The 26,980-nt window shown below is 45.9% G+C and carries 21 protein-coding genes; 14 read left to right on the top strand and 7 right to left on the bottom strand.

The window, feature by feature from the left end:
- Positions 1-18: 18 nt before the first annotated feature.
- The 6 genes from QUB51_RS06700 (at position 19) to QUB51_RS06675 (ending at position 11,248) form a co-directional block, all read left to right on the top strand.
- The gene (locus tag QUB51_RS06700; RefSeq protein WP_333259366.1) at positions 19-1,308 is read left to right on the top strand and encodes an AAA family ATPase; all 1,290 of its coding nucleotides are present in this window, start codon (positions 19-21) and stop codon (positions 1,306-1,308) included.
- Between the two features lie 4 nt (positions 1,309-1,312).
- Positions 1,313-1,969, top strand: coding sequence for a hypothetical protein (locus QUB51_RS06695; RefSeq protein ID WP_333259363.1), 657 nt, complete (start codon positions 1,313-1,315; stop codon positions 1,967-1,969).
- 632 nt (positions 1,970-2,601) lie between these two features.
- The gene (locus QUB51_RS06690; RefSeq protein WP_333208050.1) at positions 2,602-3,876 is read left to right on the top strand and encodes an alpha/beta hydrolase; all 1,275 of its coding nucleotides are present in this window, start codon (positions 2,602-2,604) and stop codon (positions 3,874-3,876) included.
- Between the two features lie 1,000 nt (positions 3,877-4,876).
- Positions 4,877-7,051 carry a glutamine synthetase III gene (locus tag QUB51_RS06685; RefSeq protein WP_333231102.1) on the top strand — a complete coding sequence of 725 codons (2,175 nt, stop codon included), beginning with the start codon at positions 4,877-4,879 and terminating at the stop codon, positions 7,049-7,051.
- A 252-nt stretch (positions 7,052-7,303) separates the two neighbouring features.
- Positions 7,304-8,374, top strand: coding sequence for a BMP family protein (locus QUB51_RS06680; RefSeq protein ID WP_333055551.1), 1,071 nt, complete (start codon positions 7,304-7,306; stop codon positions 8,372-8,374).
- 42 nt (positions 8,375-8,416) lie between these two features.
- Entirely contained in the window at positions 8,417-11,248 is a 2,832-nt protein-coding gene (locus QUB51_RS06675; RefSeq protein WP_333055550.1) for a PAS domain S-box protein, read from the top strand.
- Positions 11,249-11,392: 144 nt separating this feature from the next.
- On the opposite strand, the gene QUB51_RS06670 is transcribed toward QUB51_RS06675, so the two are convergent.
- From QUB51_RS06670 to QUB51_RS06650, 5 genes are all read right to left on the bottom strand, one after another.
- Complete coding sequence (locus QUB51_RS06670) at positions 11,393-12,763, bottom strand: cation:proton antiporter (protein WP_333055549.1); 1,371 nt, start codon at positions 12,761-12,763, stop codon at positions 11,393-11,395.
- 144 nt (positions 12,764-12,907) lie between these two features.
- The gene (hisA, locus tag QUB51_RS06665; protein WP_333055548.1) at positions 12,908-13,681 is read right to left on the bottom strand and encodes a 1-(5-phosphoribosyl)-5-[(5-phosphoribosylamino)methylideneamino]imidazole-4-carboxamide isomerase; all 774 of its coding nucleotides are present in this window, start codon (positions 13,679-13,681) and stop codon (positions 12,908-12,910) included.
- Between the two features lie 131 nt (positions 13,682-13,812).
- Positions 13,813-14,490, bottom strand: coding sequence for a TIGR02117 family protein (locus tag QUB51_RS06660; RefSeq protein WP_333259359.1), 678 nt, complete (start codon positions 14,488-14,490; stop codon positions 13,813-13,815).
- Between the two features lie 14 nt (positions 14,491-14,504).
- Positions 14,505-15,707 carry a glycoside hydrolase family 10 protein gene (locus QUB51_RS06655; protein ID WP_333055546.1) on the bottom strand — a complete coding sequence of 401 codons (1,203 nt, stop codon included), beginning with the start codon at positions 15,705-15,707 and terminating at the stop codon, positions 14,505-14,507.
- 310 nt (positions 15,708-16,017) lie between these two features.
- Positions 16,018-17,463 carry an amidohydrolase gene (locus tag QUB51_RS06650; protein ID WP_333259355.1) on the bottom strand — a complete coding sequence of 482 codons (1,446 nt, stop codon included), beginning with the start codon at positions 17,461-17,463 and terminating at the stop codon, positions 16,018-16,020.
- A 213-nt stretch (positions 17,464-17,676) separates the two neighbouring features.
- Here QUB51_RS06650 and QUB51_RS06645 point away from each other — a divergent pair, with 213 nt between their 5' ends.
- The 4 genes from QUB51_RS06645 to QUB51_RS06630 all read left to right on the top strand — a co-directional run bounded on the left by QUB51_RS06645 (position 17,677) and on the right by QUB51_RS06630 (position 21,413).
- Positions 17,677-18,447 carry a cysteine hydrolase family protein gene (locus QUB51_RS06645; protein ID WP_333055544.1) on the top strand — a complete coding sequence of 257 codons (771 nt, stop codon included), beginning with the start codon at positions 17,677-17,679 and terminating at the stop codon, positions 18,445-18,447.
- Between the two features lie 160 nt (positions 18,448-18,607).
- On the top strand, positions 18,608-19,060 hold the full coding sequence (locus QUB51_RS06640) for a cupin domain-containing protein (RefSeq protein ID WP_333055543.1): 453 nt from the start codon (positions 18,608-18,610) through the stop codon (positions 19,058-19,060).
- A 360-nt stretch (positions 19,061-19,420) separates the two neighbouring features.
- A complete protein-coding gene (locus QUB51_RS06635; protein ID WP_333259352.1) occupies positions 19,421-21,046 on the top strand; it encodes a CocE/NonD family hydrolase in 1,626 nt (541 codons plus the stop codon).
- Positions 21,047-21,065: 19 nt separating this feature from the next.
- The gene (locus QUB51_RS06630) at positions 21,066-21,413 is read left to right on the top strand and encodes a DUF952 domain-containing protein (RefSeq protein WP_333055541.1); all 348 of its coding nucleotides are present in this window, start codon (positions 21,066-21,068) and stop codon (positions 21,411-21,413) included.
- Between the two features lie 127 nt (positions 21,414-21,540).
- On the opposite strand, the gene QUB51_RS06625 is transcribed toward QUB51_RS06630, so the two are convergent.
- Positions 21,541-22,791 carry a CCA tRNA nucleotidyltransferase gene (locus QUB51_RS06625; protein ID WP_333259348.1) on the bottom strand — a complete coding sequence of 417 codons (1,251 nt, stop codon included), beginning with the start codon at positions 22,789-22,791 and terminating at the stop codon, positions 21,541-21,543.
- Positions 22,792-22,899: 108 nt separating this feature from the next.
- Between QUB51_RS06625 and QUB51_RS06620 the strand changes: the two genes are divergently transcribed.
- From QUB51_RS06620 to tsaB, 3 genes are all read left to right on the top strand, one after another.
- A complete protein-coding gene (locus tag QUB51_RS06620; protein ID WP_333055539.1) occupies positions 22,900-23,148 on the top strand; it encodes a Ycf34 family protein in 249 nt (82 codons plus the stop codon).
- A gap of 225 nt (positions 23,149-23,373) precedes the next feature.
- Complete coding sequence (locus tag QUB51_RS06615; RefSeq protein ID WP_333259345.1) at positions 23,374-25,086, top strand: serine/threonine-protein kinase; 1,713 nt, start codon at positions 23,374-23,376, stop codon at positions 25,084-25,086.
- 2 nt (positions 25,087-25,088) lie between these two features.
- Positions 25,089-25,847 (top strand): tRNA (adenosine(37)-N6)-threonylcarbamoyltransferase complex dimerization subunit type 1 TsaB, encoded by a 759-nt coding sequence (tsaB, locus tag QUB51_RS06610; RefSeq protein ID WP_333208061.1) that lies wholly within the window; start codon positions 25,089-25,091, stop codon positions 25,845-25,847.
- 29 nt (positions 25,848-25,876) lie between these two features.
- On the opposite strand, the gene QUB51_RS06605 is transcribed toward tsaB, so the two are convergent.
- Entirely contained in the window at positions 25,877-26,206 is a 330-nt protein-coding gene (locus tag QUB51_RS06605) for a hypothetical protein (RefSeq protein ID WP_333055536.1), read from the bottom strand.
- 84 nt (positions 26,207-26,290) lie between these two features.
- Between QUB51_RS06605 and QUB51_RS06600 the strand changes: the two genes are divergently transcribed.
- Positions 26,291-26,980: tetratricopeptide repeat protein (locus tag QUB51_RS06600; RefSeq protein WP_333392991.1), on the top strand; the 690-nt coding region annotated here is incomplete at its 3' end.

Here is a 26,980-nt window from a genome sequence, read left to right as displayed (position 1 = left end):
TGGAGCAGAGGAACTTAAGTGGCAAAAATAGAAGGATTTAGGGTAATAAATTACCGCTCGCTGCGTGATATTACTATGGGCAAGCTGTGGAATACGCAAAATGCCGAGGAACTAACGCCAATGACAGCCGTTATCGGTAAAAATGGTGTTGGGAAAAGCACGCTTTTTGACACTTTTGGCTTTCTTGCAGACTGCTTAAAAGGGGGAGTCGAAGAAGCCTGTGATGCCCGTGGGCGGGGAGGTTTCGAGAGAATTCGATCGCAAGGACAAAAGGGAAGTGTTGAGTTTCAGATTTACTATAAAGAGGATCGTAACGCTCGACCAATCACCTATGATTTGGCAATAGACCTTGACTCTTCTGAAAGACCGTATGTAAAAAAAGAAAGACTTAGACAACGGAGAAAAAACGAAAAAAAAGGACAACCTTATTCTTTTTTGATTCTGAATGAAGGTAAGGGCTTAGCATGGAAAGGTGAAGAAGGAGGTCAGCTAGTTGATGAAGATCGAGGAGAATTTGATGTAAACAATTTAATAGAAGAAATCCAAATAGGTGAGAGATCAGAAGAAAGTAAAGAAAAGGAAATAGTTGAACTTGACGACAAGCGAAAACTGGGAATTGCTACTTTGGGAGCGCTCAAACAACACCCAAGAATTTCCGCATTTCGTAGATTTATCGAAGGATGGTATCTCAGCTATTTCACACCAGACGCTGCCCGTAGCTTACCTCTGGCTGGGCCACAAAAACATTTGAATATTCATGGAGATCATCTAGGAAATGTGGTTCAATTTATGGAGAGAGAGCATCCTAAGAAATTCCAATCAATTCTGCAAAAAATATCTAGTAAGATTCCAGGCGTGGCAAAGATTAGCACCGCTAAAAGTCCAGACGGTAGACTTCTGCTGCAGTTCAACGATCGAGGTTTTCAAGAACCATTTTATGCTCAACAAATGTCAGACGGAACACTGAAAATATTTGCCTATCTCCTTCTTTTAGAAGACCCCTCACCACCGCCATTTTTGTGCATAGAAGAACCCGAAAACGGACTTTACCATAAGCTTTTAGAAACTCTAGTCCGAGAATTTCGAGAACACGCTACAGCTCGAAAAAGATCGCAAGTATTTGTTACAACACATCAACCCTATTTTGTAGATGCTCTTAACCCTGAAGAGGTTTGGGTACTTGAAAAGGGCGAGGATGGTTTTTCTACAATCAGACGAGCTAGCCAAGACCCTCTCATTAATAACCTTGTTTCTGAAGGATTGCCCCTTGGCGGACTTTGGTACAGCGATTATCTAGATAAAAGGTGAATAAATGCACTTTGAGATACTTGTCGAGGATATTTCTGGAAAAACGGCTCTTGAAATTCTTATCCCAAAGATTATTAGCACCGAACACACATTTAAGATCAGTTATTACAAAGGACTTGGGCATAAGGTTCCTAAAGATATAAACTCTACTTCTGATGCAAAAAAACGAATTTTGCTCGACCTACTTCCGAAAATTGTTCAAGGATGGGGTAAAACATTATCTGACTGTCCTGATTACTCTTTTGTCCTCATTGTAATTTGCGATCTAGATAACCGATGCCTCAGTACGTTTCGCAAAGAACTACTAGATATTGTAGATAAGTGTAATCCTCCGCCAAAGACGCAATTTTGCATAGCAATTGAAGAAGGAGAAGCATGGTATCTAGGCGATTTAGCAGCAGTTAAGGCAGCTTATCCGAGAGCAAAAGAAGCAGTCCTAAATTCTTACACCAATGATAGTATCTGTGGTACATGGGAGAAGTTAGCTGAGGCGGTGTTTTCCGGTGGTGTACAAAACTTATCTCAACAAGGTGGGCAAGCAATTGGTTTAGAGAAGACAAACTGGGCTAACAATATTCCTCCCCACATGGACGTAGATAAGAATTTGTCACCAAGCTTCTGTTATTTTCGAGATAAACTTCGAGGCTTAACGAGTCAGTAAAGAAACCGGGTTTTTTTATTGGGAATCGCCTAGCGCCACGAAGAAGTAGACTCGTAAAAAAACCCGGTTTCTCGACACCCGTGCCTAAGTCCTGTCTAAATACCAAAATTGGAATAATAGCCAAACTTTTGATGAGTAATATCATGTCCGGTCGATTCCCTCCGCTTCGCTTCGCCCGAAATCAGGTAGGGGCGGGTTCACCAACAATATCTGCTAATAATTGACAATCTCAAAAACCCGCCCGGCCGGGATATTATGGTCAATCGATCGGACATGATATAACAGCCCATAAAGCTAGTTTAGCGGGACAACCTCAGCTTAACATTCCCAGAAACAGCGAACAACCCCAAAGAAGAAAATAGAACGATGCAAAGCATTTTCGCTCGCCGCAGGATGTCGGAGTCAATGAAGCTGCTGGTTTGGTAATGCCAGAGGCGATCGACTTATATCATGTCCGATCAATTAACTCTAATATCCCGGTCGGGGCGGGTTTTTGAGATGGTCAATTATTGGCCGGTATTGTTGGTGAACCCGCCCCTACAAAAATCGCGGTCGCTCGACCGGACATGATATTACCAATAAAAACCACCAGATTAATTTAAACTGATTAAAAGTTAGGCTGCGAAAATCCGATGATCCACAAGAATAACCGCAAAAAGTTACCCTTATTAGCAGCATTCTTAGTCACGCCATTTATTTCTTGGTTCCTGAGTACGATCGCCCTATTTCTCAGTCTCTGGATCATCGTACCAGCACCCACGATGTTCCTGTACCCTTTGGCGGTGGGAGCACCAGAAATCAGTCCTTGGTTGGTTGGTATCAATACGATCGCCCTTCTGCTGAACCTGCTCAGACGGCATCAAGGCAAAGTCTACATTATTTTACTCATTTGTAACCTGTTCGCCCTCATCCTGGGCCTGCTTCCCCTGATGCAGTTCCCAGCAGCCAATACAGCGATAGCTACCCAAATGCAAGCAGTTTTAGGGGAAAACTATTTAGCAGCCCTTCCTCAAGCCCATCGCGCGCAGCTACGCCCTCAACCGTTTATCCTCGCAGATGCCTTCCGAGGAATTCCCATCAGAGAGGTTAGGATCGATCGGGCTATTGGATTTGCCAAACCTGACGGAGTTTCACTACAATTAAACCTTTACCGGCCGATGCAAATTGGCAAATATCCGGCGATTATCACACTCTACGGGGGAGCTTGGCAAAGAGGCAATCCCGATTCCAATGAGGAATTCAGCCGTTATATGGCCGCCCAAGGCTATTGTGTGGTTGCAATTGCTTACCGCCACGCTCCCAAGTATCGATTTCCTGCTCAGCTTGAGGACGTACAAGCCGCTCTTTCCTATATCAAAACTCATGCTGCTGATTGGGACATCGATCTCGATCGCATTGCTCTGATGGGAAGGTCTGCAGGTGCCCATTTAGCAATGCTAACTGCTTATAATTCTAGTGTGCTTCCAGTTCGAGCCGTGGTCAACTATTACGGGCCAAATGACCTGATCCGGGGATACAATGACCCACCTTTTCCTGATGCCATAAATGTTCGAGCCGTCTTGCGTGCCTTTCTGGGAGGAACGCCAGACGAACTCAACGAGCTTTACCGTCGGGCTTCTCCCATCAATTATATTAAACCGAATCTTCCCCCTTCTCTACTGGTTTATGCAGGTCGCGACCATATCGTTCAGCCCAAGTTTGGTCGATCGCTCTACCAACGATTGCGAGCCACGGGCGATTCCCTACGGGATAGCTTCGCTTCACCGGCTATTTTGCTCGAAATTCCTTGGGCTGAACACGCTTTTGATGCAGTTTTTAATGGCCCGAGCAATCAATTAGCTTTGTACTACACAGAACGCTTTTTGGCTCATACTCTGAAGTCTTCTGATTACCAACGAGTTAAATAAAAACTATCAACTTACTCATTTATGCTCAATAAACTGCGGCTATAACAGTTTAATAAGTTCCCAAATCTCGTAAAGATTTCTACGGCAAATTGTCGCACCAACTTTTAGAAGAGTTGCCAGACTTTATTTATCATATAGCAGTTCTTAAGAAAGTGAGGTATGCCCTATGCCCTATGCCCTATGCCCTATGCCCTATGCCCTATGTCCTATGCCCTATGCCCTATGCCCTATGCCCTATGCGAGTACGATCGCCCTTAGTTTGAGCGCCCCGCGTCCTGTTAAACTGAAATCCTGCGGTTGTGTGCGCTTGGTGCGATCGACCTTTCTGAAAAAAACCTAAAATTCTGTAGCCTACAATACATTTATTTGGTTAATGATTGTTTAAACTCTCCAAGTGTAGATTGTGTACTCTCCATAATTCTCCAAAACTCCTAAACGAGTGCGTTGTTTGCTGGACTGCGATTTATCGATCGTCGAACCGTTAAAAACCATAAGTAGTTTTGACCTGAATTCATCGGAATTGATTCGCACAAAATTTTTGAGCTGACCAGGGTAAAGATTAATTACTAAATTTGTGCAGTGCAGACATCTATAATGTTGACTCAAGTTTGTACAGGCTCTTGCCATCTATCTTCTTGCTAATAACCGAAATCCAACCGCATCTCACACTGGATTCTCACGCCCGGTGGACGGCGAAGTGATTGCGCCTCGCTCATCCAATCTTGTAGAGCCTGCCAAAAAAGGCATTCTCGCAAAAGTTAGCTTTGACAAAAAATGTTGGGTAAATCTCATATGTTGCACCATTCTCAATTAGCCTTTTATGAACAGGCTGGACGGCCTGTGAAGCGAGAAAATTGATCTCTTGTGGAACGGGCATCTTGCCCGTTATTGAGAATGGTGCAAAATCTTAGGTAAATCCAACATATTCGTCAATCGTTAGACTTTTGCTAACATCTATTTTTTCTCAACTACTCGTCCCGCAATACCAATAAAAATAACCATGAGTGGAAACGAATCGCGCGTTCAAGCAATTTCTCAAATCGTCAACCGCAAACTGATGCCTAGTCGGCCTCCCAAGCGGCTAGAAGATATGTGGGCAACAGACGTTTTTACTCTGAGCAAGATGCAAGAAAGTCTGCCCAAAAGCATTTTCAAATCAGTAAAAAACACCGTTCAAACCGGCCAAAAACTCGATGCTTCCGTAGCTGATGTAGTTGCAGTAGCAATGAAAGATTGGGCTATTTCCAAAGGCGCCCTCTACTACGCCCACGTATTCTACCCGCTAACCAACGGCACCGCCGAAAAGCACGACGGTTTCATCTCAGTGCAAGGCGACGGTTCCGTCATCTCAGAATTTGCAGGCAAAGTTCTCGTACAAGGCGAACCCGATGGCTCCTCATTCCCCAACGGCGGCATTCGCTCGACTGCGGCCGCTCGCGGATATACAGCCTGGGATGTCACCAGCCCTGCTTATGTCATGGAAACAGACAACGGCATGACATTGTGCATTCCTACTGTTTTCATCTCCTGGACAGGTGAAGCCTTAGACAAGAAAACGCCGCTTTTGCGTTCCATTGCCGCCATGAACAAAGCAGCAACTCGAGTGTTAAAGCTATTAGGCAATACCGAAGTTGCTCCGGTAAATTCCAGTTGCGGTTCCGAACAAGAATACTTCCTGGTAGATGCCAATTTCACCAACAACCGCCCCGATTTACTGCTAGCAGGTCGCACCCTGTTTGGCAAACCTCCTGCCAAAGGTCAGCAATTTGACGACCACTATTTTGGAGCGATTCCAGAGCGCGTTCAAGTCTTCATGCAGGAAGTAGAAGAAAGAATGTACCGGCTGGGAATTCCTGCCAAAACCCGCCACAACGAAGTAGCTCCCGGTCAGTTTGAAATTGCACCAGTTTTTGAAGCGGCAAACGTCGCCAGCGACCACCAACAATTAACCATGACAATTCTCCGCAACACTGCGAAGAAACACGGTTTTATGTGTTTGCTGCACGAGAAGCCTTTCGCCGGCATTAACGGTTCCGGCAAACACGTCAACTGGTCGGTAGGGAATGCCACCCAAGGCAACTTATTAGACCCAGGCGATACACCGCACTCGAACATACAATTTTTAGTGTTCTGCGGCGCTGTGATTCGCGGAGTTCACAAATACGGGCCGCTATTGCGCGCGGTAGTTGCTACTGCCAGCAACGACCACCGATTGGGTGCAAATGAGGCTCCACCAGCAATTATCTCTGTCTATTTGGGTTCGCAATTAGAAGATATCTTCGGGCAAATTAGCCGGGGAGAAGTTAAGGACTCTAAAGGTCGGGGAATTATGAACTTAGGTGTAGAAACATTGCCTACTTTCATGAAGGATGCTGGAGACAGAAACCGGACTTCGCCCTTTGCTTTTACTGGAAACCGGTTTGAATTCCGGGCCGTAGGTTCCGGTCAGTCTGTTTCCGGGCCGCTGGTGGCGATGAATACAATTCTTGCAGATTCTTTGGACTGGATTGCTAACAAATTAGAAAGCGATTTGGCTAAGGGAACTGAACTGAATGCTGCCATCCAAACCATTCTCAAAGAAGTGATGGACGAGCACGGTGCGGTTGTATTTGGTGGCGACGGCTATTCCGAAGAATGGCACAAAATGGCCGTTGAGGAACGGGGTTTAGCTAACTTGCGGACTACGGCAGATGCTTTACCCGTGTTGAAGGAAGGATACATTGAAGACTTGTTTGAAAAGACAGGTGTTCTGACTCCCGTTGAATTGGAAAGCCGTTACGATGTTTATGCTGAGCAGTATTTGCTGGCAATTGAAGTCGAAGCAAAACTGGTAATCAGCATCGCAAAAACCATTGTTTACCCCGCAGCTTTGAGGTATTTAGCTGAACTTTCCGGCACGATTTCTAAATTGAAAGAGATTGGAATTGAAATGGAAAAGGAAAGTGCCGAAAAAGTAGCGGTGCTAGTTAAGTCCATGATGGATACTACGAGCAAATTGAGCGCGGCTTTGAGCAAGCACGATTTTGCTTCGACAGAAGACCATATGCAATATGCTTCGCAAACAATTCGTCCTTTGATGGATGAGGTTCGCCAGTATGCGGATGCCCTGGAAGGTGAAGTGGCTGATGATTTGTGGCCTCTGCCTACTTATCAAGAAATGCTGTTTGTTAAGTAAGAGCAAACAAATTCGGTTAATTGCAGGTTAGAGTTGTAAGGACACGGCAGTGCCGTGTCCTTACTTGTTTTTGAGCTTAAATGAGTGTTAAACTGTTGCAGCATTTAAATTGTATGTCAAAAAAAAATAAAGTCTTGTGGGGAGTAGGGGCCCTAGCGTCCTGCCCGCCCTGAATATACAATTTAAAGGCGGGACAGCTTACGCTGAATCTGTCAGAGTCATTAAATCCCAGCTACAGTAAGAGTTTTGAAGATGGTTGAGATAGCCTTCAACAAATTTATCGGCGTAGAAAAAGTAACCTTGCTGCGAAAAGCTATTATGCTGATTCAATCTCTCTTGAAACACATGACTCTGGCGGCTCTAGCTCTGGTTTTTGCGATCAGTTGCAGTCGATCGACTCCGAACCTAGACTCTGCCCCTGAAGCCAGCACCTCTAGCAGCTTTAGAGTGGCCATGCTCACCACAGGCGCCAAAGACAACCAAAGTTGGGATCAAGCTTGCTTTGAAGGATTGAATCTAATCAAAAATAAATTTAATGCTGAGGTAGACATTACTGACAGTATTGACGGTGAAAATAGTGAACCTATCATTCGCAAATATGCCCAGTCCGGCTATGACCTGATAATTGCCGCCAGTGGTGCCTATTCCACAACTGCCGAAAAGCTCGCTAAAGAATTTCCACGCACGAAATTTGCCCTGATTACAACGCATCCAGGGAATAACAGAAATTTAGGGGCTGTTGCTTTTCGATCGGGTGAGGTGGGATACCTCACAGGCGCTTTGGCTGCGATGAAGACCAAAAGCAATAAAGTTGGCTATATTGTGGGTGAACCTTATCCCGTTTACCAAGAAGAAGAAGCATTGTTTAGGCGGGGAGTGAAAGCCACGAATCCCTCTGTTCAAGCCTCGACTGCTTTTCTCGATTCTTGGGTTGATACGGAAAAAGCCACCAAAATTGCCACGGATATGGTTGCCTCTGGAGTAGATGTTTTGACTTTCAACGCGGGTGAGGCAGGGTTAGCCGCCCTAATAGCCGTTTCGCAAAAGCCAGGAGTCTTTGTGATTGGTAGGACAAAGGATCAGTATGAAGTGGCTCCCGGCAAAGTCCTCACTAGCGTTCTGCAGGACATTCCCAATCTGGTGCTAAATGTGGCAGTGTTAACCCAGCAAGGTCGCTGGGAAGGAAAACTTTACAAGTTTGGGCTCAAGGAAAAGATCTACGACTTTGCCCCTTTCCGTGGTAGTCTCACGTCTCAGGAAGAGGACACTTTCAAGACCATCCGAGAAGCTGTGACGACTGGCCAAATTGATGTGTCTCCTTAGTGCGCGCATTAATTGATTTACCAATATTGATCCTTAAGTCCGATGCAAAATCAACGCAACGATCGCGCTCTGCCGATTGCCAAAAGCTCCCCTTCACATCTCTGGCAACGCTTCTTTTCTATTGCACATCAGCTCCGCTATGGTTTGATATTTTTGGTTCTCCTGAGCTTACTGCCCACAGGTGGCTTGCTGATCTACCTCAGCTTTCAGGCCCAGATCCAGCAATCGCGATCGCTCCAACAAGCGCGTAGCCAGACAGCAGGAGGGCAGATTGATAATTATCTAGATGACTTGAAACGAAAACTGAGCTATTTAGCTAGGGTCAAAGGACTCACCAACTTTCAATCTCAAGTGCAGCAGAGCCTGTTGGAAGGGTTGATTCGTCATAATGATGCTTATGAAGCCGTTGCCATTTTGAATAGGAAGGGACAATTTGTTGCGTCAGTTTCACCCTATAAACCGCTTCAATTAGAAAATCCAGCCAATTCGCCACTGTTTATTCGTGCCTTCAAACAGCAGGAAGATTATGTCAGTCCTGTAGAAATTAATCCTCAAACCAACCAACTAACAACAATTATGGCGGTTCCGATTCGGAATGATCGAGATGAGGTGGATGGGGTGCTATTAGCAGAGATAAATCTCAACTTTCTCTGGTTTATTGTTTCCCAAACGGAGGTTGGCAAGACGGGTTATGTCTATGTAGTTGATGAGCGTAATTTTCTCATTGCTCAAAAGGGTAGTAAGCCAGAAACGTTTCAGCTTCAAGATATTTCTAAGCGTCCCTTTTTTCAATTTTTGAAAGCATCGGAAGATACTAAGCACCTTAATGTTTATCTGGGTCTAAAGCAGGTAGAAGTATTGGGAGCCAGTACCTTAGTTCGGAGCGTGAATTGGACGGTGGTTGTAGAACTGCCAACGGCTGAGGCCTATGCTCCCGTTTACCAAATGCTCTCAATTATGGGAGGCTCATTGACGCTGGTGACGATCGTCGCTGTTGGCATTGGGTATCTATTTATTCGGCAAATTGTGGTGCCGCTACAGCGCTTAACCACGGCAGCTACTGAACTCAGTGCGGGGGAATTAGAGACGCGGGTCAACATCGACAGCCAAAACGAATTGGGGACATTGGCGATCGCCTTTAACAATATGGCAACTCAGTTAGAGGAACTGATTACAGCAGTTGAAGTGGAACGCAATTTTGTTTCAGCCATTCTTGAAATTGCAGGTGCCCTGGTAGTTGTGCTCGACCCGCAGGGACAAATCGTTCGCTTTAACCGAGCTTGCGAACAAATGACTCATTACTCGTTTAGTGAAGTGAAGGGGCGCTACTTTTGGGACTTGTTCCCGAACTCAGACTTAGCTAGACAAGCCAAAACTACTTTTGAGTCTTTAAAAGCTGGTAATTTTCCGCTGCAGTATGAAGGCAGTTGGGTGAGTAAAGATCAACAACTTAGACTTATTGCCTGGTCAGATACTGCTTTAGTCGATGATCGAGGTGAAATTGAGTACATCATCAAAACAGGGATTGACATTACTCAACGGAAACAGGCAGAAGAAGAACTCAAAGCGTCGGAGCAGCGGCTATCTTTTTTATTCTGCCAAACTTCACTGGCAGTTGTGGAATGGGATTTAAACTTAAAAATCACTGCCTGGAATCCAGCGGCCGAGAAGATTTTTGGTTACACGGCGAAAGAGGCGATCGGACACCATCCCCCAGAATTAATTGTGCCTGCGCCGACCAGAAAGACTGTCGATCGAGTTATGAACGAGCTGTTGATTGAGACCGGAGGACGCTACAGCGTCAACGAAAATCTTACGAAAGACGGCAAAACCATTATTTGCGAATGGTTCAATACGCCTTTAGTAGGGGATGGTGGAGAGATTCTTGGAGTTGCATCCTTGGCACTGGATGTTACTGAGCGCAAGCAAGCCGAAGCTGCGTTAAGGCAAGCAAAAGAGGAAGCTGAGGTTGCACTCAAAACCTTACAGCAAACTCAGGCACAGCTTATTCAGGCAGAGAAAATGTCTGGTTTGGGGCAACTTGTTGCTGGTGTTGCTCACGAAATTAATAATCCAGTCAACTTTATCTATGGCAACCTGAGCCATACTGCGGACTATACGCAAAATTTACTAAAGTTGATTCAGCTTTACCAGCAAACCTATCCAACTAATACCGAAATTCAGGAAAAAATTGAAGAGTTCGAGCTGGACTTCATTAGTGAAGATTTACCCAAAATCCTGACTTCAATGAAGGTAGGAGCCGATCGCATTCGTGAAATTGTCCTGTCGCTACGAAACTTCTCGCGGCTGGATGAGGCAGAAATGAAGCCAGTTGATATCCACGAGGGAATTGACAGCACATTGATGATTTTGCAAAATCGACTGAAGGCGAAACCGGATCATCCTGCTATTGAAATTGTTAAAGATTACGGCGACTTACCTCTGGTAGAGTGCTATGCCGGACAGTTGAACCAGGTCTTTATGAATCTTCTGGCAAATGCGATCGATGCTTTAGAAAACTACGACAATCAGCGTTCTCGAAAAGACATCCAAACAAATCCCAGTCGCATCACTATTCGGACGAAGCTAGTCACAAAGGAAACTGGGCCCAATTGTTCTAAAAACGTGGTGATTCAAGTTCAAGACAATGGGCCAGGGATGACGGAAACTGTTAGACAACAGGTGTTCAATCCCTTTTTTACCACCCAACCAATTGGTAAAGGAACTGGATTAGGACTATCCATCAGCTATCAAATTGTAGTTGATAAGCATGGTGGCTTACTCCAGTGTTTCTCTCAACCCCATCAAGGAGCAGAGTTCCGCATTGAAATTCCTGTGTTACAAAGCGGTGCTGTAGCATTCGTGGGTAAATAACTGCGATCGCATTCTCTGAAGTGGTTGTCACCCCGTTTGAACCAGGAGGCGAATGAGTAGCAAGGGAGACGATCGCCGCCAAGTGATTCAATACCAGCAGATCGCCCCCAACCACCTCAAAACCGACTTAATATCACCCGGTAATCAAACGATTTTCTCGCTAGAAAGTTCGCCACTAGCAGGAGGCTCTACTGTATCGCCAAAGGCAACCCGCAGAAAAGGCGGCGCTAAAAATGTCGTCAGAATCACCATGATAATAATCGAGACTTCTAACGGTTTATCCAAAATCCCACTCGCGGAACCGATGCCAGCAAAAACTAACCCGACTTCGCCCCGAGGAATCATCCCCACTCCGATCGCCAATCGATTGATTCCCGGCAGACCAAACACCACCCAACCAGTAATCAGCTTGCCCAAAATCGCAACCACAATCAAAAATACGGCAATCAAAAGGCCAGCCCGATTATCCGGCACTGTTGGGTTCAAAACCCCCAAATCCGCGCGAGCTCCCACGGTTACAAAAAAGATGGGAACCAGCAAATCCGCGATCGGCTTCACCAGTTCATCCAACTCGTTGCGGGCATCGCTTTCATCCAACACCAAACCAGCCGCAAACGCACCCAAAATCGCTTCGAGATGAATTGCGTTGCCCAGAAAAGCCATGAAGAAAGCAAAGACAAATGCCGGGATGACTATATTGCCGCGAGTTTTGAGTTTCTCCACCACCGCAGTGAAGCTTTTGTTGAAGATGCCGCCCAACAGAATAGAACCCAACAGAAACGCAGTTGCACTGACAATCAAATAGATGACATTAACAACATCAATTTCACCGGTTTTCGCTAAACTGGCGACAACAGCCAGGACAATAATTCCTAGCACATCATCAATCACCGCTGCACCAACAATGATTTGACCTTCTTTAGATTTGAGTTGTCCTAATTCCGACAAAACTTTGGAGGTAATTCCGATGCTGGTTGCCGTCAAAGCAGCCCCCGCAAAAATCGCCGGAATCGCCGCCGTGTGGAAAATTATCATCAAGCCCGCAGTACCAGCGGCAAAGGGAACTGCCACGCCGGCACAGGCGACAACGACGGCTTGAACCCCCACTTCTTTGAGTTGTCTGATATCCGACTCTAAGCCAATTTCAAACAGCAGAATAATCACGCCTATTTCAGCCAGCACTGAAATGACTTCACTCTGCGATTCAAACACACTGGTGAGGGCGGCAGGAGACAGATGATTAATCGATTGCACAACTGTCATAATCCCTGAGTCTGAGGCTGACAGCCCTGCTTCGGGAAAAATGACCAGGTGTAAAGCAGATACGCCAACAATTACCCCTGCTACAAGTTCACCCAAAACCGGTGGCAAATCGAACTTTTTAGCCGCTTCCGCGCCTAATTTACTGGCGAGATAAATCACTACCAAACTGAGCAAAACTCCGCTCAGAACGATCGGCGAATTTTCGGCTTCGACTGTTGCTAACAAAGGTATGGGAGCAACTAGGGATGCCATACCAGAACTTAAAGCTGTAATTGTATGGTTCAAAAACATGGTTACGATGATGGTAAGAAATACGATTCTACGCTGACTGTTGACTGTGAGTCGGAAAATTGATAACTGTTACATATTGGGTAGCCAGTTAACTCGACATGATTATCAAGCAAAGCTTGAAGAACCCAAATCTGGGGGTACATCCTGCCACCGCCCTTGTCCGACTGCTTGAATTGCTTCTTTTAGCAAGATATCGCCGGTATAAATTGCCCTACCGACGATCGCACTTTTGACACCAATTGGTTCCAAAGCCAGCAAACTCAATAAATCGGCGATCGAACTAACGCCACCGGAAGCAATCACCGGAATCGAAATAGCGTTAGCAATTTCGCGTAAAGAGTCCAAATTCGGCCCTTCCATAGTACCGTCACGGTGAATGTCGGTGTAAATAATTTCAGCCGCCCCTAACTCGGCCATTTTTTGCGCCAATTCTGTCGCTAAAACTTCCGAAGTTTCTAGCCAGCCTCTAGTAGCAACTTTACCATTTCTGGCGTCGATGCCGACCAGAATTCGATCGGGAAATTCGGCGGACAATTCGCCGACTAATTGGGGTTGTTCGACGGCGACAGTGCCGAGAATGACGCGGCGGACGCCTAAATTGAGGATACCAGCAACCGAGGCGCGATCGCGCATTCCGCCACCTACTTGACAAGGAACGTCTACTGATCGGACGATCGCTTCAATGGCTGCTTGGTTGACTGGATGACCGGCTTTAGCGCCGTCGAGGTCTACTAAATGCAGCATTGTCGCGCCTTCACTTACCCACTGTCTCGCGACTTCGACGGGGTTGTCGTTAAAAGTTTGAGACTTCGCGTAGTCTCCCTGATACAATCTGACGCATTTTCCATCCAATAAGTCGATCGCTGGAATTACATTCATGATTTTTGCTCAAATTGCTAATTATACCAGTTAAAAAACACAATGCAACTTTAACATCCCACCCATACATAATCATTCATTATAAACTTTATAAGCTAAAGTAAAACATTATTACCATTCGTTAATACCATTTATCTTTGACATTCGCAGCCGCTATTTAAATGAAACATAATCGCCGAAGAAAGCGTTGACCATAAAGGAGTATTGACATCGGCTTTTTCCAAAGCTTCTGCCGTCCAGTCATTGCAAGTTTTACAAATAGAGTAACTGCCTTTTGCTTCATAAAAACTATCGCTGTTGTCGTAGCCGTAGCTAATTTTAATTTTATTACCGGCTGCGTCTAATTGGAATGAATTTTTAATAACTTTTACCAGTTTAAGATAATTTTTGCCGCTAATTTTCACACATTTGGTTTCTATACTTTGGGGGAAAACCCGATAAGTTTGAACGTGTAGGGTAGACGGAGTAGGGAGAAATAGAGCTTTGAAAGCTGTAACTGGGTTGATACTTGCTGATGTGGGAGTTTCCAACATAAAAGCTCGATCTCCCCAGCCAAAAGACAAATATTTATAATCAGAATTCGCCTCCCGCCCTATTTCTATTAGCGGTAAAAATTGATTCCAGTCAAAATATTTATTTTTAACTGGAACAATGATTTCGGTGTGAATGCCTTGGCTGGAAACGTATAGAGACATGGTGCAATCTGCTTGCGAGTAATTTCCCCACTTTGTGGGAGTGAGATAGCCAATTGTTAGGAAAGCGCTTAAAGATAAGATGACAATTCCTAAGCGCTGTATGCTTTTTCTCATTTTAACCGTGGGTTTCAAATTCTGGCTTCTGAGGGCGGGCGCTGCATCTTTGTGGGAAAGAATTCTTGCAAGGCAGAATTGCGCTGTTCCGGGGTTTCCTTCGCCCAATTCGACAAACTTTCGTAGAAAAAGAACGACACGCCAGCGAAATCTCTTTTTCGCACTTCTTGCACTTGTTCTTGAATTTGTTTGAGGGGAACAGAATTATTTTTAAGACCTGTTAAAATGCCGATCGCAGTTGGAATATTAAGTTTAGCCAGTTTAACTTCTTCCCGTTCCAGTTCGGCACTAAAACGCTTGATATCGCTGCGATAAACCTGCAACACAATTTCGTCGATGTAGCCGCGTCTTTCCCAGGTAAACCAGTCCTGCAAGTGGGCGGGTAAAGAAAAGTGAAAAGGGTTGGGAGATAAGCTGACAATACATTTTTCTTTGCGGGATTTGATGTCGCGGGAAACTCGTCCCACGAAGTCGTTGATTTTGTCAGCGCGCCAGCGCACCCAGAAGGTTTCGCGGGGGTCGTTGGAGGGAGGACTTTTGATTTGTTGCTGATACATTGACACGGTTAACGGCTCGTAGCCAAATTCTACGGGCAAGCCGAAATGGTCGTCAAATTGAATGCCATCTATATCATAATTATCGACAATTTCTAGAATTAAATCTGAGATGAATTGCTGGACTTCGGGATGAAAGGGATTCAGCCAAACTCGATCGTGTTTGCCTTCTTTCCAAATAGTTGAACCGTCGCGCCGCTGCGCCAGCCAGTCGGGGTGAAGTGTGGCTAATTCCGATTCGGCGGGAGCCATGAAACCAAACTCAAACCAGGGGATTACTGCTATACCTTTTTGGCGGGATTGTGCTATAATTTCTTTGAGGATGTCTCGGTCTTTCAATCCGGGCGAGGGGTCGATCGACTGTCCGAATACTCGTTGGGCTGCATCGCTGGGATAAAGCGTATAGCCTCCTTGCCACACCGTGGGATAGATGGTATTAAAATTGAGTTGATCCAGTCGATTTACAGCGTCAATGATGTTGTTGCGGGAGAAAATAACGTCGCTGTCAATGTTCGTCAGCCAGACGCCGCGCAATTCGGTTGTTGGGGCTTTGGGCGGGGTTTGAGCCAAAAGACGCGGAGATAAAATCGCGGAGGAGGTAAGGGCGATCGTAAAAACAACTATTAAAGCCAGTATCCGCTGCCATTTGTGCAGTTTAATCATCAATTTGTCGCAAATATGATTATTGTGAGAGTTCTATTTTACCTCACTCAAGAGCACCATTCTCAGCAACAGGCTTTCCGGCCTGTTCCACAAGAGTGAATTTTTTTCTTGTGGGCCGTTGCTCCTCGCCGGCCCTTAAAAAGCTTATTCAAAATGATGCAATATCTCAGTTTTACCTCACATCTTGCACCATTCTCAATAATCCTTTTATGAACAGGTAAGATGCCTGTTCCACAAGAAAATTTATCTTTTGTGGAACAGGCCGGAAAGCCTGTTGCTGACAATGGTGCAACATCTCAGTTTTACCCTACTAAGAATAACCTTGCAGTTTCATCACTTGCCGATAGTGCGCTTCAATCTCGCTCACCGTTTGCGATTGACGTTTGCTATTCCACTCGCTGCGATCGAATAATTCCCGCCTCAAAGCACCAACATCGATCGTTTTCACCTTACCTTCGGCGACAATTTGCTTGCCGTTTACCCAAACGCTGTCTACCGCATTAGTCGGGCGTCCCAATATTAGCAAGCCAATCGGATCGGTGCGCGGCAGCAATGATAAACTGGTTAAATCATACAGCACAAAATCTGCTTTTTTACCGACTGTCAGCGAACCCATTTCATCGGCGAGATTCAAGCCTTTTGCTCCTCCCATCGATGCCATTTCTACAGACTGGCGCGGTGTAATCCATTGGCGGTAATCCAAATCAGTGATATTGTGCAAACTCGAACCAATTTTAATCGCTTCCAGCAAATCTTGAGAGTCATTGCTAGCAGCGCCGTCGCAGCCAAAAGATACGTTGACTCCCGCTTGACGGTATTTCAAAATCGGTGCAATCCCGCTTCCTAGCCGCAAATTGCTGAGGGGATTGTGTACGACTGTTGCTCCAGTTTTTGCCATAATCGCAATGTCGGAATCGTCCAGCCAAACGCAGTGCGCTAAGGAAGTTCTGGGACTCAAATAACCAATTCTTTGCAGGTGTTCGACAGCGCTACAGCCGTATTTTTCGTAAGCTAACTGTTTTTGAGCGGAAGTTTCTAATAGGTGGGCGTGCCGACAAAGATTGTAGCGATCGCTCAAATCGATGCAGCCTTCAAACAAAGCATCGGAACACAGTTGAATTCCCGTCGGCGCCAATAATATATTAACACCTTTTTCGGGATTGTGAAACTGTTTTATGGCTGTTTCCATTAATTCCAAAGTGGCCTTAGTCGATCGAATGTAAGCCGCGTGTTCGATACCGCTATCGCCCGCAGGCATTCCCGCCGTCAGGGATTCATCTTGAATTAACGGCCCGATAAAAGCGCGGATACCGATTTCTTGATAAGCGCGAACTGCGGCGGCGATCGTCTCTAATTCTTGCCCCGGAATCAAAACTAAATGATCGACTACGCTTGTACCGCCCGACAGCAATGTTTCTACCGCAGTTCCCAAGGCGCTCAAATAAACTTGTTCGGGATCGAGAGGTGTAAAATCGTATAATTCGGCAATCCACAACTCTAGGGGCAAAGGCGGAATGATGCCTCGTTGCCACATTTCTGAAGAGTGAGTGTGCGCGTTGACAAAACCGGGCAGCAGCAGCTTATTTTTGCCGTTAATAACTGTTTTACCCCCCCTATCCCCCCCTTGGTAAGGGGGGGAATTAGAGGTGGAGTTATTGGGCGCGATCGCACTTATGCAATTATCCACCACTTGCACATCTGCGGTTTCATAACCGCTATCAACCGGAATTAAAGTATTTTGAATTGTCAAGCTCATAGATTTACCCTTTTTGTAAATTTACATTGATTTTTATTGTATGATTCCCTGGCGCTAACATTGGCGATCGCCCAACGAGAATAAAGTTAATAAATCCTAAACTTTCTCAAAAAGTTACCCCGGATACTTAATTATAACCAAGATTTAAGATATGACAAGTTAGTGACAATCAAATAGTTATAAGATTGAAATTGTTTTTGAGTCAAAATCAATATGAATCCTGATTCTCTCCGCACCTTGGGCGTACCGCCGAATGCTTGGAAAGTTGATGCCAAAATTGCCGATATCACTCGATCGCCGATCGCGCCTGCACCTGTTACCCTGGAAACAGAAACTAAAACCCTGCGTTTAGACTTAGCAAAAGCAGCGATGTTGGTGATAGATATGCAAAACGATTTCTGTCATCCCGACGGTTGGCTAGCACATATTGGCGTAGATGTAACGCCCGCCCGAACTCCAATTAATCCTTTAAAAAATTTGCTGCCAAAATTGCGATCGCACGCAGTACCAATTATTTGGATAAACTGGGGAAACCGCCCCGATTTGCTCAATATTAGTGCAGCTTCCCGTCACGTTTACAATCCCACAGGATCCGGCGTAGGTTTGGGAGATCCGCTGCCAAAAAACAACGCACCTGTACTGATGGCAGGGAGTTGGGCGGCGCAGGTTGTCGATGAATTAAAACCCAAACCGGAGGATATTTGTGTTGATAAATATCGGATGAGTGGCTTTTGGGATACTCCTTTAGATAGTATCTTGCGGAACCTCGGCAGAACTACACTTTTCTTTGGAGGAGTAAACGCCGATCAGTGCGTCATGGCTACCCTGCAAGATGCTAATTTCCTCGGTTACGACTGTATTTTAGTCAAAGATTGTACAGCTACGACATCTCCAGAGTATTGCTGGCAAGCTACTCTGTATAACGTTAAGCAATGTTTTGGTTTTTTGTCGGATTCTCAGGCTATGTTAGAAGCAATTAAATAGTAGTCAGCAATGATTCCTAGAATGAGTGTAGGGGCAATCCCCCCGTGGTTGCCCCTCTTGATTAAGAAACTGAGTAGGCGGGTACGGGGCTGGGGGGGCACGGGGCTGGGCGGGCACGGGGGCACCGCCCCTACGATAATTAACAATTAAGCACAAAAAAATGACAAACCAGTGCGTGATTCCTGTTATAAAGTCTCCGAAAGACTACCAAGCATTTCGCATCAGTCCGGGCGATACTAATAGATTAGCGATCGTCTTCGATCCGGTAATAGCTAATGTTTCATTAACAGTTTGCGTGGAGATTTTCGATGCGGGCGGCAAAACTCCTCCCAACCGCCATCAATTCGCAGTAGAAATGTTTTTTGTACTCAAAGGAACCGGGCAAGCAACCTGCGACGGCAAAACAGTTAGTATTCAACCGGGAGATAGTTTGTTAGTGCCTCCAACGGGGACTCACGTAATTGAGAATACGGGGAGTGAACGTTTGTACACTTTGTGCATTATGGTGCCGAATGAAGATTTTGTGGAACTAATTCGCAGCGGTACACCAGTCGAACTCGATGAGGAAGATATGAGAGTTCTTGGGCGATCGGATGTACTCGTATCCTGCTAGGTTTGTAGTATAGCAGTTTTTAATTGGATGAAATACAGGACACGGCATTGCCCAAAGCGTGTCAACTTAAGCTATCAGTCCGCCAGTCCTCCCGCGCACCCGCCATTCCGCCAGGGACTGAAGTCCCTGTCTAATAGCTAAAGTCCTCTAAAGAGGACTAATGAGTTGAAAAGTGTTTTTCTTAGTCCTCTTTAGAGGACTTTAGCTTTGAGGCAGGGGTTTCAACCCCTGCCGGAATATGGGTTGTACGTTAATTGGACACCAATGGGCAGTGCCGTGTCCCTACGAACAATTATCAGGTTTGTAGTAAGGATCTCAGTCCTTTATCAGAACTTTTTTATTTGATGTTTTGTAGGATTTATGCTGAAACTTCGTCCGAAAGAAACAGCGTCAATGCTAACTAAAGATGGGGTTCGTTTAGATGCTGACATCTACCGCCCCGATGCGGAGGGCGAATTTCCAGTATTATTAATGCGGCAACCTTACGGAAGGGCGATCGCCTCTACAGTAGTATATTCCCATCCCGCATGGTACGCCAAACACGGCTACATCGTTGTCATCCAAGACGTGCGGGGACGCGGCACTTCCGAAGGCAAATTTAACCCCTTTGTTAGCGAAACACAAGACGGTTTTGATAGCGTCAATTGGGCAGCTAATTTGCCGGGAAGTAACGGCAAAGTCGGAATGTACGGTTTTTCCTACCAAGGCATGACTCAACTCTACGCGGCGGCTGCTAAACCAAGCGCATTAATCACAATTTGTCCGGCAATGGTAGGCGGCAATTTATACGCAGATTGGGCCTATGAAGGCGGCGCATTTTGCCTGCAATCAAATCTCGGCTGGGCAATTCAGCTAGCCGCAGAAACCGCTCGCTTAAAAGCCGATATTTCTGCCTATCAAGCCTTTTATGCAGCTTCGAGAAATCTCCCGCTATACGATACCGTGCCCGCGCGTCCTGACATTATTAAAAATCTCGCACCCGACTCATATTATCATGATTGGTTGGATAATTATCGACCGAGCGAGTATTGGGAAAAGTTATCGCCAAACATCAAAGATTTAGACTTGCCAATGCTGCACGTTGGCGGTTGGTTTGATAATTATTTGCGAGGAACAATCCATATTTACAAGGAAATGGCGAGCCGGAGTTCCTGTCCGCAGCATTTGATAATTGGCCCTTGGGCGCATTTACCTTGGGGGCGAAAAGTGGGAGAGTTGGATTATGGTTTGGCAGCTTCAAATCCTGTGGATGAGTTGCAAATTCGCTGGTTCGATCAATTCCTCAAAGGAGTTGATACAGGAATATTAGACGAGTGGCAAATTTCACTATTTGAGATGGGGAGGAATGATTGGCGGAAATTTGATAAATGGCCTAATAATAATCATAAATCTTATTTTTTAGCAAGTACCGGACTTGCCGCGATGAGAGAAGATGCTGGTATTTTAACAGATAGTTGCGCGGATGTTTGCACTGATGATATATTCGTACATGACCCTTGGCGACCGGTGCCATCCTTGGGAGGTCACGCTGCATTTCCTGCCGGTGCGATCGAGCGATCGACTATTGACTGCCGCACCGATGTGTTAACATACACTTCGGCACCGCTAACAGCAGATTTGCACTTATCTGGAGATATAATTGTCGAAGTATTTTGTACCGCAGATGCGCCGAGTTTTGATTTGTGTGCGATACTTTCTGAGGTCAAAGATAGCGGCAACGTCTACAATTTTACTCAAGGTTACGTCCGGGTAAATTCAGGTGAAACACCTGTAAGAATTGTACTGCAAGCAACTTGTATGCAAATTGCCAAAGGTAATGCGTTGCGTCTGAGTTTGAGTGCGGCTTGCTTTCCCGCTTACGACGTGAATCCGGGAACGGGCGCGCCGGACGGTGAAGCGCGGGCGATCGATGCTAAAATTATCACGCTGACAGTAAGTTGTGGCGGGAATTGTCCCTCTCAAATTTTGCTGCCAATTGTCAATTAAACCTAAAACCTATCTAACTATGAGCGTTATTTTTCACATCACCCGCAGCCAACAGTGGGAAGAAGCAAAACAAGTTCAATCCTATCGCGGCGATACGCTAGATACTGAAGGATTTATCCACTGTTCGACTCTGCCACAAGTTCTTAAATCTGCTAATAAATTTTTTGTGGGACAAACAGGATTGCTGCTGCTTTGGATTGACTCGGACAAAGTGCAAGCTGAACTTAAGTATGAATTGGCGGCGGGTGAGAATTACCCGCACATTTACGGGCCGCTGAATGTTGATGCTGTGTTGAAAGTTGTTGAGTTTGAACCGGGTGCAGATGGCAAGTTTGAATTGCCGGAAGAATTAAGGGATGTTGTTTAAGATTCTGATTTTTTAGCATTGTAAACTAACTTTTTAGGGCGGGCTAGAAGCCCACCCCACGGGAAAGTTGAATTTTGTGGAACGGGCATCTTGCCCGTTCTAATTTATGAAATATATCAATTTAAACTTACTGATTCACCAACTCTGCCGCCAATTTCAGTGCATCTTCGCGAGTCGCAATTCTCCCCTCCACTCGCGCTAATTGAATGTCCATCAACAATTGACCGATGCGCGGACTTCTGGGCAATTTCAAATATTCCATTAAATCATTGCCGCTAACTAATTGTGTGGCATGAGCAATAATATCATCAGCATCCAGATAGCGATTAATTAACAGTGAAATCTCATCTACCTTAATGCCCGCCGCCACCGCCAAAACCGCTAAAACCGGAAATACTATTCCCACATCCCGAAACAAAAAATACTGTTCTCGCAAAGACATTTGGGCGATAGGTTTTGCTGGCAATTGTGGTAAGTATTTCAAAAGCCCGATCGCACTTTTAATCTCCGCATTGCTGTACTTCAACCGCAGCAACTGCCTTTCAGCAATTGTCGGGTCAGAATCTGCCAAAATAGCCAACTTCGCAACCGCCAACAACGGCGTTTTAATCGTATCTCGAATCTGACGCCCGAATTCCTTCCCTAATTCCGGGTAAATTGCCGCTAATTGGTCAGCAGACGCATCAATTTTTGTCAAAATATCAAAACGGTCGATCGCACTTTCAAACCAAATCGAAAACAAACCATCTTCGCAACCGCGACAAATCCAAGGAACACCGTCAGGATTGCTCAACAAATAACCTAATTCCGTCCGCACCCGTTCCACGGCTACCCGACTCAACAGCGGCGCCAATTCCCGAATCGCCGATTGAGTTTCAGCTTCGATCGCAAAACCCAACTGCGCCGCTTGGCGGTAAGCTCTTAATAACCTTAGCGGATCGTCCTCCAAATTTGACCGCGAAATCATCCGCAGCACACCCAACCGCAAATCAGTTTGACCGTCCAAAGGATCGATGATTTCTCCTGTAAAAGGATTGCAGGCGATCGCATTTATCCGAAAATCCCGGCGCAGCAAATCCCCCTCCAGACTCCCCCCTTCCGCCTGCGCCAAATCCACCGTACCGCCCGCAAATACAACCCGCGCAATTTGCCGTTCCGCATCCAACAAGACAAATCCACCTTTCGTGCGATCGGCAATTTTTTGAGCAGTCTTCACGGCCCGTGTTAGCATAACGAAATCCAAATCAAAATAGTGCGATCGCCTCCCCAGCAGCGCATCCCGCACCGCACCGCCCACCAAATAAGCAGGCGGTGTCAGCAGTTCCAAATCAAACGGCCAAGAATCAGGAGATAATGAAGAGGGCAAATTAATCGGCATCGCAACAAAAATCTACTTTCCTTACAAACAATTAAACTCTTGCTACGCTAGATTAACAGAAAGCTCAAATTTCACCAATCTTTTTGAAATGCACAGAGGATATCAAGAATGTGTATTTGTATTAACTGCCACTATGTAGACCGCTGCTTCACCTACCACGCCGTAGAAGAACAGCACGAACAGCTTCACCTTACCGAAACACCCGATTTCGACCCCGTAGAACCCACCATCAACGTCAACATCCGCCCCCGCCAAGACGAAATTGAAATGGAATGGGATGTAGTTGGGTGTCAGAGTTTCAAGCAAGAGACCGGCAAATGGGCCTCATTGCGGCCAGGCGAACTCGTACCAACTTAAGGAAGAAGTCATTAGTCAGTAGTCATTAGTCAGTAGTCATTAGTCAGTAGTCAGTAGTCATTAGTTATTTGTTGGTTGTTGGTTGCTATTTGTTGTTTTTTATAGGTTTTTTGTGAGTGGTTGGCGATAACAACCAATAACCAATTCCCAATTCGCAATGCCCGATGCCCAATTCCCCATTTTCAATTACCAATCTAAAATCTAAAATCTAAAATCTAAAATCCAATGTGCTATTGCTTAAACCCAACTTGTCAGAATCCGCAAAACCCAGGGGATGCAGAATTGTGCAAAAGTTGTGGATCAAAATTGTTGTTGACTATTGACGCAGAAACACCCTCCGCATCTCGCTACCGAACCATAAAGCCGATCGGGCAAGGAGGCTTTGGCCGAACCTTTCTAGCAGTTGATGAAACCAAACCCCTGATTTTTTCGCAGTGCGTAATCAAGCAATTTTTGCAGCAAAATACCGCAGCCGAAAAAGCCGCTCAACTATTTCACCAAGAAGCAGCCCAGCTACAAACCTTGGGAAAACATCCCCAGATTCCCGAATTAATCGCGCATTTTGAACAAGACGGGAGACAGTATTTAGTACAAGAATTTATAGACGGCAAAAACCTAGCCAGAGAATTAGAACAAAAAGGAGCATTCACCGAAACTCAAATTCGGCAAATCCTCAACGATTTATTGCCAGTGCTCCACTTCGTCCACAAATCCAAAGTTATTCACCGCGATATCAAACCCGAAAATATCATTCGCCGCCGACTAACTCCAACTCCTTTACCCGCCTTAGAAAATTCCTATCAGCCCTCTCCTTTCCAAAAAGATATTGTTTTAGTAGACTTTGGTGCAGCTAAGAAAGTAACAGCAACCGGGTTGCCGCAAACAGGTACAATCATCGGCAGTGCCGCTTATACAGCCCCAGAACAATTGATGGGGAAAGCAGTTTTTGCCAGCGATATCTACAGTTTGGGCGTTACCTGCATTCACTTGCTGACTGAAATTCCTCCCTTCGACTTGTTCGACAGCACAGAGGATTCTTGGGCTTGGCGAAATTATTTGAAGACTGCTGTTAGCGATGATTTCGGCCGCATCCTCGACACAATGCTTCAAAGTGCCACCAATCGGCGCTACAGTTCAGCATCAGCAGTCATCCGGCACTTGAACCCCAAACCGGTGTATTTAGACGCACCGCCGGTGCTAGACGCGCCGGAAACGCCCGCAGAACGGGTGGTTACACCTGCGCCCGGTGTGTCGCTTTTCACTCGCCAACAGCAAGCCGAAATTCAGCAAGCTTTGCAAGAGGATCTCGCCCCCTACAATGTTACAATCCAAGTCAGTCAAGCCAAGCAACAGCTCACTATCGTCATCAACAGAACCGAAGACAACCCCGTTTACTATCCGCACTTATCTCAAATAATTGCCACCAGACTCACCGATTTGGAGTTAAATAAAGTCACAGCCGTGAAGCTGTTGGGAAGAGTCAACAATTCTCGCCGCCCGGAGTGGAAGCAAATATTGCAAATCGATCCCAAGATTAAATTGAGAAACAAACTGTTGCGGCTGCAACACAATCAATTACTCAAGAAAATCGCCTCTGTTACTACCCAAGAATTTTGGCTGCCGAAGTTGAAAACTCAGGATTTTTGGATAGATGCGCTAATGTTTGCGTTAGTTTGGTTTATCTTTGGCTCTCAAATAGTCATTTTTAATTCTTGGTTTGCGCTAATAGTTACGTCGGGTTTTATGACGGTGAAGCATCAAGTTTCCCAAAACAAAGAATTTGCCAATAAAAATTTATTTGCAAGTTTAGTAGTGCTGTTTTTGATGACTGGAGGAATGGGTAATTCTAGGATTTTAAATACGGGAATATTTGGCATTCTTTTGGGTTGCTTAGTTGTGGCTCTGCCTCTGTTTTTTGTTAAGGAAAATTATCAGTAATCGTGAATAGCAATCCCCAAGACGGAACATCAGTTAAAAAATACGGCTTAGCCCTGCACACAGCTAGTCGGGAACTCGGTTTAGCCATCAGCAATTTTGCCGGGGATTCTCGCTGCAAAACTTGGAATTTGGATCGGGATTTAGCGACTCATTTGCATCAGTATTTAGTCGAGTTTATTGGGCCGCAAACTTGGGCGGATTTGGCTTTTATTGCAGTGGCGAAGGGGCCCGGAGGTTTCACGGGGACTCGGATGGGTATGGTGACGGCGCGGACTTTGGCTCAACAGTTGGATATTCCGGTTTTTGCGGTTTCAACTTTGGCCGCTGTGGCTTGGGCGGAACCCCCCCAACCCCCCCTTGCTAAGGGGGGGCTTTTGAGTGCAGAATCCCCCCTTGCTAAGGGGGGGCTTTTGAATACCGAACCCCCCCAACCCCCCCTTGCTAAGGGGGGGCTTTTGAGAGATGATATCGCGGTGCAAATGCCTGCACAGCGGGGACAATTGTTTGGCGCTGTTTATTCAATTAACAAAGATTCAGGTTTAACTGAGTTGTTTCCTGATACTGTGATGACGGCGGAATCCTGGCAGGAAAAGTTGGAAAGTTGGGAAAAATCTTATCAGTTGATTGAAGTTGGTAGCGAGTTGGGTTGGTCGGTTTCTAGCGTGTTGGAATTGGCTTATTTGGAGTGGCAAATGGGAAGTCGTCCTGATTGGTCGGATGCTTTGCCTTTTTACGGTCAACATCCGGTTAAGGGACACTGAATATTGGTAATTGGTAATTGGTAAATTGTTTATTTAAGGGCGATACAAACTTCGAGGCAAAAAGTTAATGTTAGCGGGTCTGGGTTTTCGGTTCGCAATCGATCGATCTCAGCTCGATCGCAGCCGCGAGATTCCATAAAATCGAGCATCCAGTTCGTTATTGTGGCGAGATCGATGTATTTTGCTCCGAGACAAACAGGGCAAATTTCTGGGCTAAGGGTACCGGTGCCGCCGCATTCGGGGCAATCCCAGTGGGTTGTTACGGGATCGGGGGTAGTTAGGATGTTGTTCATGCTGGGAAACAGTACGCGCCGCGTAGCGATCCCGCAGGGAATCGCACTACTCGTTAACTCTAGCAAAAATGCCGATCGCCCTGACTTCTTCCTGCCTTAACACTAAGCAGCCTAGCGACTAAAATTGACAAAAATACAAAAGGGGTGGCTATGTTCGATCGCACTCAATGGTTTTTGGCTGGTATGTCGATCGCGCTTTCGCTTCAGCTAAGTCAGCCAGTGGCAGCAGCCGTGCCCGTTGGTAAAGTCGTACAAACAGCACAAACTAACAGTAGCGAGGCGGCTGAAAAAGCTTTAAAAGAAGCAGCACAACTCTACAATCAAGGAACAGCGGAAGCAAAAAGAGGTACGATCGTCAAGTTGGAAGAAGCCTTAAAGCTGTATAGAGAAGCGGGCGATCGCCGCCGGGAAGCTGTCACCTTCAGCAACATCGGCTTAGTCTACTCAGGTTTGGGAGAAAAACAAAAAGCGCTAGAGTATTACAGCCAGTCGCTTCCCCTGAGTCGGGCAACAGGCGATCGTGGTGGGGAAGCTATCACCCTCAACAACATCGGCAGTGTCTACTCAGAATTGGGAGAAAAACAGAAAGCGCTAGAGTATTTCAGCCAGTCGCTTCCCCTGAGACGGGCAGTAGGCGATCGCCGTGGGGAAGCTGTTACCCTCACCAATATCGCCACTGTCTACTCAGGTTTGGGAGAAAAACAAAAAGCGCTAGAGTATTACAGCCAGTCGCTTCCCTTATTTCAGGCAACCGGCGATCGCGGTGGGGAAGCTGTCACCCTCACCAGCATCGGCAGTGTCTACTCAGAATTGGGAGAAAAACAGAAAGCGCTAGAGTAT

The sequence above is a fragment of the Microcoleus sp. AT8-A3 genome (assembly GCF_036705675.1).
Taxonomy (GTDB): Bacteria; Cyanobacteriota; Cyanobacteriia; order Cyanobacteriales; family Microcoleaceae; genus Microcoleus.
Note: the sequence above shows the minus strand (reverse complement) of the source record. Positions and strands in the feature narration are given on the sequence as shown.